The 13,256-nt window shown below is 48.5% G+C and carries 10 protein-coding genes; 8 read left to right on the top strand and 2 right to left on the bottom strand.

Going from position 1 to position 13,256, the window contains the following annotated elements; all coding sequences use genetic code 11:
- The first annotated feature begins 107 nt into the window (after positions 1 to 107).
- The 6 genes from M1D71_RS19215 to glsA all read left to right on the top strand — a co-directional run bounded on the left by M1D71_RS19215 (position 108) and on the right by glsA (position 7,131).
- Positions 108 to 791: an NAD(P)-dependent oxidoreductase gene (locus M1D71_RS19215; RefSeq protein WP_458123254.1), complete on the top strand. Its 684-nt coding sequence runs from the start codon at positions 108 to 110 to the stop codon at positions 789 to 791.
- Between the two features lie 754 nt (positions 792 to 1,545).
- Positions 1,546 to 3,198 (top strand): LytS/YhcK type 5TM receptor domain-containing protein, encoded by a 1,653-nt coding sequence (locus M1D71_RS19210; protein ID WP_458127299.1) that lies wholly within the window; start codon positions 1,546 to 1,548, stop codon positions 3,196 to 3,198.
- A gap of 10 nt (positions 3,199 to 3,208) precedes the next feature.
- Entirely contained in the window at positions 3,209 to 4,003 is a 795-nt protein-coding gene (locus M1D71_RS19205) for a LytR/AlgR family response regulator transcription factor (protein WP_458123253.1), read from the top strand.
- A 120-nt stretch (positions 4,004 to 4,123) separates the two neighbouring features.
- The gene (locus M1D71_RS19200; protein ID WP_186327820.1) at positions 4,124 to 5,410 is read left to right on the top strand and encodes an L-lactate MFS transporter; all 1,287 of its coding nucleotides are present in this window, start codon (positions 4,124 to 4,126) and stop codon (positions 5,408 to 5,410) included.
- Positions 5,411 to 5,650: 240 nt separating this feature from the next.
- The gene (locus M1D71_RS19195; RefSeq protein WP_458123252.1) at positions 5,651 to 6,133 is read left to right on the top strand and encodes a GNAT family N-acetyltransferase; all 483 of its coding nucleotides are present in this window, start codon (positions 5,651 to 5,653) and stop codon (positions 6,131 to 6,133) included.
- 56 nt (positions 6,134 to 6,189) lie between these two features.
- Positions 6,190 to 7,131: a glutaminase A gene (gene glsA / locus M1D71_RS19190; RefSeq protein WP_458123251.1), complete on the top strand. Its 942-nt coding sequence runs from the start codon at positions 6,190 to 6,192 to the stop codon at positions 7,129 to 7,131.
- A 215-nt stretch (positions 7,132 to 7,346) separates the two neighbouring features.
- On the opposite strand, the gene M1D71_RS19185 is transcribed toward glsA, so the two are convergent.
- Together M1D71_RS19185 and M1D71_RS19180 are read right to left on the bottom strand one after the other, a co-directional pair.
- Positions 7,347 to 7,688 carry a YolD-like family protein gene (locus M1D71_RS19185; RefSeq protein ID WP_458123250.1) on the bottom strand — a complete coding sequence of 114 codons (342 nt, stop codon included), beginning with the start codon at positions 7,686 to 7,688 and terminating at the stop codon, positions 7,347 to 7,349.
- On the bottom strand, positions 7,685 to 8,929 hold the full coding sequence (locus M1D71_RS19180) for a DNA polymerase IV (RefSeq protein WP_458123249.1): 1,245 nt from the start codon (positions 8,927 to 8,929) through the stop codon (positions 7,685 to 7,687). Before M1D71_RS19180 ends, M1D71_RS19185 begins: the two co-directional genes overlap by 4 nt.
- Before the next feature lie 853 nt (positions 8,930 to 9,782).
- Here M1D71_RS19180 and M1D71_RS19175 point away from each other — a divergent pair.
- A complete protein-coding gene (locus M1D71_RS19175; protein WP_458123248.1) occupies positions 9,783 to 12,008 on the top strand; it encodes a hypothetical protein in 2,226 nt (741 codons plus the stop codon).
- Between the two features lie 26 nt (positions 12,009 to 12,034).
- Complete coding sequence (locus M1D71_RS19170) at positions 12,035 to 13,243, top strand: HEAT repeat domain-containing protein (protein ID WP_458123247.1); 1,209 nt, start codon at positions 12,035 to 12,037, stop codon at positions 13,241 to 13,243.
- The last annotated feature ends 13 nt before the right edge of the window (positions 13,244 to 13,256 follow it).

Genomic DNA, 13,256 nt, shown 5'->3' with positions numbered 1-13,256 from the left:
TTCGCGGTTGGCAAGCTGCGTCAAAGCTTTGGCAGCCACCCGTGCTGTCCAGTAAAGCAGCTATGAGTAGAAGTAATAATGATCACATTCGAAGGGGGATCTACTTAATGAAGATTACGGTAATAGGAGCGACGGGTGCGACTGGCAGGAAAGTGATAGAGCGAGCACTTGATTTGGGGCACGAGGTTGTAGCCGTGGCTCGCCGGCCGGAAGTCATCGCCCCCACAGCACGCCTCAGCGTCCGACAGGGAGATGTACTCGATATGCCGAGCATTGCCAAGGCCTTGGCCGATACAGGTGTGGTAATTAGTTGCATAGGTCCTACCGGAAACTTTTCGCAGGGTACCGTCATATCGGAGGGGATCTCGAACATCCGCAAAAACTTTTCGCCAGGCACCATCATGTCGGTGGGCATTACGAACATCCTAGCAGCCTGTCAGAGCGCCGGAGTTAAGCGCTTCGTCATGCAGAGCGGCATTGGTCTGAGCGATGGAAAAGAACTTTCACCACTAAATCGCTTGGCCATAAACATTTCGGGTCGCATTTTCACGAAGGCGGTTGAGGACAAGGCCATTGCCGAGCGTGCAGTACAACGGAGCGAATTAGATTGGATCATTGTACGACCGCCAGCTCTTAGCGACGTAGCCGCCACTTCGAAATATACGGCAGGCCCCTCGACCCGCATTTCTCCGCTCCGGCCACTTTCCTTCGCTGACTGCGCCGACTGCCTCGTAAGGGCGGCGACGAATGAGCCAACCTGGGTCAGGAAGATCGTTAACGTTGGGCGATAATGGGGTCTAATTTTGATATTTCTAAGTATTGTTCTTTTGAAAGGGTAGTTTAAATATCCAATTGAAATCGCGTGTTGACTACAAAATGAAGGTTGAAAACTATCCCCTTCCAAGGTAAGATCAACGAACTTTTACCTTGGGAGGGGATTTTTGTGTCGATAAAGATTGCCCAGAATGGGAAACCCGCATTGGAACAGCGTTTTTAGATTCATTAGAACACTTTAATCTAATTTATCTCTCTTTGTTAATACCGTTAAAAGAACGAGTGGCTACTAATGAAGCGATGAACACTAAAATTAAAATGTTGTTATACGGGTTTCCTTTAAGTATGTAGACTTGAACGATGAGTGCCAGAGTTGAGATGCTTAAGATTATTCGCAGGACAATCGCCGATGAGTGATCGGGATTCTGACTTCGTTTGGAGAGAAAAGATAGGGTGTACCATAGAAGACTAAAAAGTAGAATTGCAAGCATGCATGAACACCTTTCTGTATTAATTTCATTGTACAATTGGAATAACCTGACAACTGATTATAACATAGGTTTTTCGGGAATCGCAGATATTCATAGAAGTTAAGGGATGAACTATGGTGTGCATGGTGCAGTATTGTTGATGCATTTTCACAGGATGGACTTTGCTTTCCTCCGGGGGGAGCGGTAAACTGTTGCATACGAGATGAAGGAAATTGCGTTACAATGAGACATGTTTTTATTTTGGACAGATGTGGAGGAAGTACGATTGGAAATGTTTACGATGCTGCTGGGTTTATTTGAACGGGCGGCGCTGCTGATTATATTTTTATTCTTTCTGTCGAGGGTGCCGAGATTTAGGCAGATTCTGCAAAAAGGGAAATTAAGGTGGCAGGAGTATATTGCGGTTACCTTGTTATTCTGTGCTTTTGCCATCTTCGGCACGTATACCGGCATTAATGTTGAAGGTTCACTGGTGAACGTGCGGATCATCGCCGTGCTTTCGGGTGGTATTTTGTTCGGAGCGCCTGTGGGTATTATTACGGGTATTGTCTCCGGGGTGCATCGGTATCTGATTGATATCGATGGAGTCACAGCCATACCGTGTCTGATCACGAGTATCCTTGCAGGTCTGGTCTCTGGATATATACATAAGTATACGCCCAAGCCCAAGCGATGGATTATTGGTATTGGTGCCGGAATGATCTGTGAAGCGCTGACGATGTTACTGATCCTGCTATATTCCTATCCCGATCCACTGGGTGCTGATATTGTTTCGCAGATTGCCTTGCCTATGATTCTTGGTGAAGTCAATATTGGGCTGATTGTGCTATTGGTGCAGAGTGTAGAAGGGGAAAAGGAGATGATTGCGGCTCGTCAGGCGAAGCTTGCGTTGGAGATTGCGAACAAAACTTTACCGTATTTCCGTTCGATTGATGAGGAGTCTCTGCGTAAAATCTGCCGGATTATTCAGGAGGATATTCAGGCTGATGCGGTTGCGATTACGGATACCCGGAATGTACTGGCTTATGTAGGATTTGGTGAGGAACGATATCATATTGGCAATGAGATTATTAGTGAGATGACGAAGAAGACGATATCCAGCGGGGAGATTACGATCAGCAATGATGTGATTGATGAAAAAACACCGGATATCCACTCGCTTTTAATCATTCCGCTCAAAGAACGAGGAGACATCACAGGTGCGCTCAAAATCTATTATCGCAAAGCGTACAAAATTACGTATCCATTGCAAACGATGGCTGTAGGTCTATCGCAGATCATCTCGACCCAGATGGAGGTATCGCGGGTAGAGGAGATCAAGGCAGCTGCCAACAAAGCAGAGCTGCGTGCATTACAGACAACCATTCACCCTCATTTTCTGTTTAATGCGCTAAATGCGATTGCTTCGTCCATCCGAACCAAACCGGATCGTGCGCGGGAGTTGATTGTCAATCTATCCGGATACATGCGCTACAATCTGGAACTGTCGGATGAGTTAATCGATATTCACAAGGAACTGGAGCAAGTCCGCAATTATGTGGAGATTGAGAAAGCCCGCTTCGGCAGTCGACTTAATGTGATCTATGAGATTGATGAGGTCGCGGTGCATATCCCGAGTCTTGTTATCCAGCCGCTCGTCGAAAATGCAATTATACATGGCATTCTCAAGGTGAAAGGACCCGGGACCGTTCGAATTCGGGTACAGGATTATCCGGAGTTTGTGCGAATCAGTGTCAGTGATACAGGAGCAGGCATTGGAGCAGACATTATAGAACGGGTCTACCATGACCGCATGCCGGGTAACCAGATCGGGCTATATAATGTGCATCGCCGGGTTAAGCTCATCTACGGACAAGGTGTAACCATTACAAGGCTGGAGCAAGGAACCGATATTTTATTTGATGTGCCCAAAGGAGATGTCGTAACAAGGTGATGATGGATCAATGAAAGCTCTTATTGTGGAAGACGAGATTCTGGCAAGTGAGGAATTGAATTATTTAATCCAGGAACATAGTCAGATTGAGGTGGTGGATCGCCTTGAAGATGGGCTGGATGTACTGAAGTTTTTGCAGGAACAAGAAGTTGACGTGATTTTCCTCGATATCAATATTCCCTCGCTGGACGGCATGATGCTGGCCCATCATATCGGGAAGTTTGCAACTAAACCTTATATTGTATTTACTACGGCGTATAAGGAACATGCAGCAGAAGCCTTTGAGTTGGAGGCGTTCGATTATATTCTGAAGCCTTATGACGAGAAGCGAATCGCTGCGATGCTCCATAAGCTGGAGGTGTCTTTCAAGCGTGATCATGCGCCGGTGGAGCAGCATGTTGAGGATGGACCAGCCCCTACGGCGGACGGATCTGCTGTGCAAGGGGAACTGTTACGAGATACGAATTCCCATACGGACAGAAGAATTAATTTGCTGCGGAATGACAATATTATTGTTACGGATACGGCAGACATCTACTATGCGGAAGCGCAAGAGAAGGTGACGAAGGTATATACTAAAAATGGTGAGTTCACCATGCCAGTGAGCATTTCGGATTTTCACAGCCGTCTGCCACAGGACACGTTCTTTCGCTGCCACCGTTCGTACGTCGTAAATCTGTCGCAAATCCGTGAAATAGTGCCTTGGTTCAACAATACGTATCTGCTCCGTTTGCGCGATTTGGAAGCTGAAGTGCCCGTGAGTCGCGGGAAGGTCAAAGAATTCAGGCAACTCATGCGCATCTAGAAGCATTTCATTCCGCATCTGATGCAACTCATGCTCAAACCGGTGTAATGAATCCCCTTTCATGTATGATTAGCTTGTGAACGCATTCATGTATATGACATCGGCAAAGGGGAGATCACGATGAAAGCAGCAATTTCATCAGCACCTACATCAACATTTGCACCTACAAAAATGAACCGCTGGCTTATTGTTTTGGGGACTATCATTGTACAAATGGGTCTTGGAACCATCTATACTTGGAGTTTATTTAATCAACCGCTGTCTGATCGTTTCGGATGGGACGTCAGCTCGGTCGCGATAACTTTTTCAATTACCAGTTTTGCATTGGCATTTGCCACATTGTTTGCAGGACGGTTGCAGGAACGTTGGGGCCTCCAGCGCCTCATTCGTGTAGCCGGGGTTGTGCTTGGACTGGGTCTGATTCTGAGTTCCCAAGTTACTTCCCTAACACTGCTGTACATTTTGGCTGGATTTGTCGTTGGTTTTGCAGATGGTACGGCGTATATTACGTCGCTGTCTAATCTGATCAAATGGTTCCCGGAGCGTAAAGGCCTGATCTCGGGGATCTCGGTCGGAGCTTTCGGTACCGGTAGTCTATTGTTCAAATATGTGAACTCGGCATTGATTGGTGCCGTTGGTCCTGCTCAGGCATTTATGTATTGGGGTATTATCGTCCTCGTTCTGGTCGTTGCGGGATCATTCCTGATTCGTGAAGCTGTTGTTCGTGAACAGGCTCCGGCAAGTAAGGAAGGAACGAAACAAGTCGTGGCACGTCATGACTATACAGTAAAAGAGATGCTGCGTACGAAAGAAGCGTACATGCTGTTCGTTATTTTCTTCACGGCGTGTATGAGCGGCCTGTATCTGATCGGTATTGTCAAAGATATCGGTGTACAGCTCGCTGGACTTGATGTAGCTACAGCTGCGAATGCAGTCGCCATGGTTGCGATCTTTAACACGGCAGGACGTATTATTCTTGGTGCGCTGTCGGATAAAGTAGGACGAATGAAGGTCATCGCTGGTGCGCTGCTGGTTACAGCCGTAGCTGTCATGACACTTAGTCTGGTTCCACTAACCTTCGGAATTTTCTTCGCCTGTGTAGCGGCCGTTGCATTCTGCTTCGGTGGTAACATTACGGTATTCCCGGCGATTGTGGCCGACTACTTCGGACTGAAGAATCAGAGCAAAAACTATGGCGTGATCTATCAGGGATTTGGATTTGGTGCTTTGGCTGGATCGTTCATCAGCGCCCTGCTGGGCGGATTCCATCTAACCTTTATCGTGATTGCTGTACTCTGCGCTGTCTCGCTGTTGCTCGCACTGATCATTACACCTCCGGGTCAAGGTCGTCGGGCACGTCAACGTGAAAAACAGATGAACCTTAATCCTTCATCACGGGCAAGCTAAGCAACATGCACTGAAAGCACCGAATAGGATATTTCTTCATTGTAAAAAGTAAAAGAGCGGTCTCCAGATGAGGCCGCTTTTTGGTATCTACTAGCCTGATTGCCGGCCTGTTGGTCTGTTGAACTATCTGGCTGATTGCGAGCGTGGTGCCTTGTGTGCATTCCCTCATTCGCTTCTGTTATACTCTAGGTGATTCCAAGAAGATTAAGACCAAGTTATGTACGCCAGAGGAGGCATATCATGAACTTCATTAAATACACACAACCTGATTTTGATGATTATTATGCGTTGGTTTCCAATATGGAAGTGATGAAACAGATTACAGAACGTGCAATCCCGGAGCAAGAGGCGAGATCGCAATTCGAGTCCATGCTGGATTTTAATGAGCGTTCCACTTGTGGACATTACCGAGTATTTAGTGAAGATGGTGCCGGTGTGGCGTATGCCAAATTGATCCCGGATGAGGCAGACCCGAACCGGGCCGAAATAGGTTACATGATCCTGCCTGAACATTGGGGCAAAGGCAAGGGAACTGCAATAGCATCTCGGCTGATTATACAGGCACAAGCCGCAGGGATTGGATCACTCTATGCAGTCATTGATCCATCTAACGTCGCTTCCCGTCAGATCTTAACCAGACAGAACTTTGTGTCCACCTGGACTGGCGATTACGAAGGTCTTCCTGGTGAGATCTTGGAGTTAAATCTTCAAATGAAGCGGTAAAGGGAACAATCTTAGGGTAATCAGATGCTTATATAGAGATGTGGAGGAGATGACATATGAGCAATTCAACCATGGAACGTCTGAATGCATTACTGCCGGAGTGGCTGGAGACCAGTCGTTTGCACACCGGGCAGGGTAAAGTGGCTTCTTATATTCCAGAGCTTATCAAAGCCTCACAGGATGAGCTCGGTATACATATCATGGACACCGAAGGTAATTATGTGTCGGCTGGGGATTGCGGTGTCCCATTTACGATGCAAAGTATCTCCAAAGTATTTACCCTTATTCTGGCCTTAATGGATCATGGAGAAGAAGCAGTCTTCTTTAATGTAGGAAAAGAACCTACAGGCGATGATTACGATTCAATGGTTAAGCTTGAACTAGTCGAACCTGGTATTCCGTTTAATCCATTGATCAATGCAGGTGCAATTACGGTGTCCTCGCTTGTTGGAGGAGACTGCAAGGAAGAGAAATCACGGCGCATCCTGGAGTTTTTCCGCAAGCTGGCACATAATGATCGGCTGGGCTATAACGAAGAGGTGTTTCAGTCCGAATCGGAGAGTGGTCATATGAATCGTTCACTTGGCTACTTTTTGAAGCACAACGGGGTCATTAAGGATGACGTTGAAGACGTGCTTGCCGTGTATTTCCGTCATTGCTCCATTGAAGTGACGTGTGCCGATCTGTCCCGAATGTCACTCATTCTGGCCTACGATGGAACAGATCCAATTACGGGAGAAGAACTCATCCCTCGTCGCTATGTTCAGATTGCCAAAACCTTTATGACCACCTGTGGTATGTATAATGCATCAGGCGAATTTGCCATCGAGGTCGGCTTGCCCGCCAAAAGTGGAGTATCCGGTGGAATTCTGACCCTTGTACCGGGACAATTCGGCATAGGTCTTGTCGGCCCGGCTCTGAATCGCAAAGGCAACAGTATTGCTGGCGTGCATCTGCTGGAGCGTCTTTCCAAGGAATTCGACTGGAGCTTATTCTAAGAAGTTTACTGAAAAAAGAAGTTATACCCTTATATGTAGCCGATGAATCATGTATCTGATATTTTGCTTCTTTAGAACGAAGTGAATGGTCTGGATATGTCTCGTCGGCTGCTTTTGGTATTCACCAGGAAGTGTAGGAAGACAGTCCTGCATAGCAACGGCAATGCTGCATCTATCATGGAATATCCACAACATCGGGGTGGGTATATACCCCTTCATTCATTGGCAAGCGCCACATCCGTAATGAGGTTCATCTGAATATCCCGGGACCCACCTTCCATCAGCAATCGGAGAGTACGGGCAGGACGGTCCAGCCGAAGCACCTGTCCCGTGTAACGGATATCGTCATGTTCGTGAAACAACGTAATGGTAACGATATCTCCAAGCACCATTGAGTTGCTGAGCAGACGGGACATTTCTTCTGCGGCCTGGGCATCCAGGGATGGGCGGGTACGAGGAGCGAGTTGTTCCTGATGAAGAATATAGGCTTCCCGATGTTCGGGGAGCATCATGCGTGAGGACTCGAAGATACCGTTTTGCTGCAATTTTTTACTCATTTATAATGACCTCCAATTTTATGAGAACGTTCCTGTGCCTGCGCGGACGAGCAGAGGGAGGATGCCCGCATGATGGCGGTATCTCCGTACCTGCGCTTGATATCATCCGTGGCACGTTCCAGTTCTCTCTTGCGTTCGCGGTCATCGAACCAGGACAGCTGCACTTCGGAATCAGGCACTAGTCCGGTCAGTGACACGCTGATGCGGCGGATGGGTAATCCGTCCCAATGGCGCAGGAACAGAGCTGCTGCCGCATCATATACTTCATCCGTAATGTTGGTGGGTTCATTCACCTTCATCTGGCGGGAAAAACCGGTAGGCCGATCATAATCCTGTCCGCGACATCCAACCGAGACAACATGGCCCATGAGCGATTTGTCCCGGGAACGTCGACTGACGAGCTCCGCTAGTTCAAGCAGCACCACCTTGATATCTTCCCAGGAGTCATAGTCCCGGGGGAGGGTCATCTGATGTCCAATACCCTGCTGCTGATGAGCATATGTCCCGGGTTTGACTGGAGAATCATCGATACCGCGGGCAATACGCCACAGTACCTCGCCATTCACACCCCAACGTTCTCTCAGCCGAGACAGCGGAGTCTGGGCCAGATCACCAATGGTGTGAATGCCCATCTTGTAGAGATGCTGCGCCATGCGGGAACCGACCATGAACATGTCTCGCACAGGCTTCTTCCAGATGGTGGACGGCAGATCTTTACGAGGCAGCGTGCAGATGCCATCAGGGACTTTTTTGGCATACAGATCACAGGCCATCTTGCTGACGACCTTGGTATCACTGATACCGATTCGAATGTACACACCCGTCTCATCCATCACTCTGGATTGAATGCTGCGGGCAATCGTCTCGGGACTGCCAAACAGATCCAGGCTTCCGGTGACATCGAGGAACTGCTCATCAATACTATAGGGTTCCACCAGATCCGTGTAAGACTGCAGGATACGCGTAATATGAAGGGATACCCGAATGTACTCGGCCATCCGGGGGCGAACAACCACAACATCCGGACATTTGGCGAGCGCTTCGCCCAGTCGTTCTGCTGTCGTAATTCCATAGGACTTGGCGAGTGGACAGGCCGCAAGAATAATACCCGAACGGCGCGCCGGATCTCCCGCGACAACGAGGGGTCGATCCTTGTATTCGGGGTGTGCAGACTTCTCCACACTGGCATAGAATGACTGGCAGTCGGCCAGCATGATGACACGTCTGTCTTGGCGGGGCATAAGACTTCTCTCCTTATCCGTGATGCTGTGCTCTGTTAAGCATCGATTATCTTCATTTGAACATCGATATTTAACAGTTTATTTACAGTATGGAACAAGTGTTCCTGTTTTATAAGCATATCCGACAATTCTAAATGCGGCAACCGGAATTATTTTGCAAATTGGACACAATTATGGATTAGCTATATTAGAGGCAGAAATTAGGAAATAAGATGTGCTTTTTTACATTTAATGTGAGAGATCCGTGACCTCTGGGTGATGGCCGGGCGTTCATTTAAGTTTTTGTAAAAGGGTTATAAATGGGCACAGACCTATAGAGGGGGACGGACGTCCTTTTTTGATTTTCTGCATTTTTCAGAAAACCTTGATGTGACGCGGAATATCGCTGATGCGTTATCGGACTATAGTATCAATTTTGTAATCTTTATGGTTAATACTGTAAAAAGGTCCGCAACTTTAAAATATGACTCGCGTTTAATGGGGTATGTGTTCCATCCGCAAATGATGCCTGTACCCGCGTTGCGCATAACAATAAAGGTTTCAGAAGTGCAAGATTAGCAGGGCATCTAATCCATGCGATTCAACAGATATTAGAGTTTGGGTATCAAAAGTATCTCAGAGAATTCCACCTGCCAGTTGATGGCTTTTATTACGAATTATGGGCAGAATGTTCCATTTCATGTTTGCTTCCATCAGCCTAGTTACAAATGCAGAGTCTTAGCGCTATAGTGAGAACTACGCCGCTGACATCCCTACCAAGCGGACATCCGAAACAAAATGATTCGTATGCTTCATGTTGGACCATTCGGTGTTGAGGCAGGATGCATATTAGAGAGGTGAGCAATCTAAAGACATGAGCAGACAAAGACGAAGACGCTGGTTATTAACGGTGTTGACAGGAGCAGTGGTGGTGACTGGCGGGATATTTGCCGGATGGCACTATATGCAACCCGAGCTCGTTACGTACACAGCGGAGAACGGCACGGTGATGAAATTCAAGACTGATGGAGACCGATTCATGGAATACGGGCCGGATGGAATGTGGAGGGAGATGTTCGTCAAAGGTGTCAACCTGGGCGCAACTTCACCGGGGCACTACCCGGGAGAATTCCCGCTGACCAAAGAGGATTACTTGCGGTGGTTCCAGCAGATCGAGGATCTGGGAGCCAATGTGATCCGGGTATACACGGTTCACGAACCGATTTTTTACTCCGCATTGGTCGAATACAATCGTGGCCGGGAGCAACCGTTATATTTTATACAGGGCATATGGTCACCTGAAGAGGAGTTGATTGAGAAGCAAGATGCCTATGATGCCCATATTGAGCAGACGTTCAAGCAGGAGATTGAAAAGGCAGTATCCGCTGTCTATGGCGATGCGGACATTCCTGCCAAGCAGGGAGAGTCCAGCGGCAAATACAAGACGAATGCTGGAAAATATCTGATGGCCTGGCATGTGGGTACGGAATGGGACCCGGCGATGGTAGACAATACGAACGCGAAACATGCGGACGTGCCGCAATACAAGGGAGTTCATTTCTCCGCGAGTCCAGAAGCGTCACCGTTCGAAAATTGGCTGGCAGAGCTGCTGGATCATACGGCGGTTCTGGAGAAGAAGTATGGATGGGAGCATCCGATGACCTTCACCAACTGGGTAACCACCGATGTGCTGGATCATCCCGGCGAGCCGCTGTATGAAGAGGATCTCGTCAGTGTAGATGCGCGTCATATTCAGCCGGAGGCGTGGCAGGGAGGTTATTTTGCAGCCTACCATGTGTACCCGTATTACCCGGATCTGTTCCATATCGATAAAACACTCCAAACGATCAAAGATGAGAACGGTGAGTACAACACGTACAAAAGTTATCTGCGTAAGCTTAAAGCCGAGTTTTCCGATATGCCTGTAATGATTACAGAGTATGGTGTACCTTCTTCTCTGGGTATTTCCCATCTGGGTATGGGAGGCCGAAACCAAGGTGGACATAACGAGGTGGAGCAGGGAGATATTGACGCGTCATTGACGCAGGATATCTATGATGAAGGGTACTCGGGAGCGATTGTGTTCATGTGGCAGGATGAGTGGTTCAAAAAAACATGGAACACGATGCCACTGGAAATCCCGGCTGATCGCCGGGCATACTGGCTGAACGTGCTGACGAACGAGAAGATGTTTGGTCTGCTTGCCATGGACCCGGGTAAACAGGAACAGTTGACCATGGATGGATCACTGGATGACTGGGATGATCTGAAGGATGAAGAAGTCACCACCTGGCAGGGCCAAGTGGACGGCATTCAGGAAATGAAGATGACCCATGATGAAGCCTATTTGTATATTGGGCTGACCTTGGATCAACCTTTTGACCCGGATCAGACGGTGCTGCGAATTGGGACGGATACCCTGGCTGGAGGCAGTCAGCCTGATAAGTTACTCCCGGGCCGTACGCTTAGTGATGGTCTTGAGACGGTGATTACACTGGGGCAGGATGAAGAATCTCAGGTGGAAATCGCCAAGGATTATGACTTTAATCAGCGTCTGTACGGTAAGGATGGATACGACATGTTACCAGACAAGCAGTCTGATTCCGCAGATCCGTTCCATCCATGGAATCTGGCAGTCAGCCTGAAGATGACACCGCCGGATACGCGATCTGCCCATCCGTTCATGAATGAAAGGGTCGGGACATTGAAACGGGGAACCACAGCACCCGGTCAGCCCGATACGGATTCGTTAACGACATGGCAGTATAACGGCAATCAGGTAGAGATGCGAATTCCCTGGATGCTGCTCGGGTTTGGTGATCCGAGTTCGCTGCAAGCGATTGACTATGGACCGCTCAAGAATGGCCGTGAGTTCTCCACAGTTGCTGTGGAAGGTGTTACTCTCATTCCATGGCTCATGGACCGCGCCACGGAAAAGGTGTCCTGGCCTGGGGGAGAACAGACGACCTTAGACCTGAAGACGTTGCCGGTGTATAGCTGGCAGCCGTGGGAACAGGTCCAGTATAGCGAGCGGTTGAAGCTAAGCTACGAGAAAATGAAGCAGAGCTACGAAAAAATTCCTAGTTTTCAGATCGAATAAATGAGTATAAAGGAGGACCTTTTCACATGTTTCCAAGTTTGGCTTTGGCCTATTTGTTTCTGTACATCTGTATCGCACTTGTTGTTGTAGGCGTCATCGTATTGTTTGCCATGAAAATGTCCCACAACGGCAAACGACGCAAGATTGCGTTCTATGAATTGAAACAGCGTGACTATTTCACTTATCTGCAAACGGCTTTGACCGAGAATAGTCCGCTCAGACTGCCACCAGGCAAGCTGGCTCCGCTGGAACGCCGGGTCATCCAAGACAGGCTTATTGAGTGGATTGATCAGTTCAAAGGGGAATATCGCGACAAATTAATCGCACTATGCCGTGAAGCAGGATTCGTAGAGCACGACCTGAAAGAACTGGGTCGTCTGCGTTACGGTCGCCAGATTGATGCGGCTTATCGCTTGGGGGGCATGCGTTGTCCCGAAGCTGTTCCGGGTTTGATGGAATTGCTGAAGGATGAGAAACCGGGCCCGATGGCCATTATGATTGGTCGTTCCATCTCCAGATGTACGACTCGACAAGGTGAACTGAAAGACATGCTGGCGTTGCTGTTAACCAAAGGCAAGTCCATTCACCATCTGGCAGCAGATATTCTGCTTGAAGCGAGTCTGGATACGAGCAGAATTCTAATCGAATTGCTGGAAGACCGGAATCCTGATTTTGTCAAAGTTGGACTCGTTGCGATGTGGGGGCAAGCTGTACCTGAAGTGATGCCTGCGCTCGACAGACTCGTAGGCGCCGAACATCAGGATGTACGCGCCGAGGCGGTGAAGCTGTATCTTAGCGCAAGTCCGGCACTCCGGGATGAGACAATTCTGAAGCTGATCCAGGACCCTGATCCGGAAGTTCGCGCCGAAGTGGTGCAAGCGCTCGGTTCGAAGCATGCATCTGGCAGCATTCCATTGCTGCGCAAAGCGCTGCGGGATGAGGACTGGAGAGTTCGCTATAACAGTGCCGAGAGTCTGAGCAAGCTGGGCGAACCGGGATTCGAAGCGCTATGTCAGGCTGCGGTGCAAGGTACAGGTGCTGAGCGCGAGATTGCGATGCAGCAGATCGTGAGTACCATGCAGCACACGAGAACTGAGGACAGCGCAGTAGAGCAGATGATTGCACATAACAAAAAGAGACTGCTCTATGATCGCTATTTTGGCCCTGTACGAGAGAACAGAACCAGCAAGAAACGCACAGGTGTGGCTACGGTAGGAGGGGATTACACTGCTTAGGGATCTACTGTTA

The sequence above is a fragment of the Paenibacillus sp. Z3-2 genome (assembly GCF_054161325.1).
The sequence above is the reverse complement of the archived record's forward strand: the minus strand, read 5'-3'. Positions and strand labels throughout refer to the sequence as shown.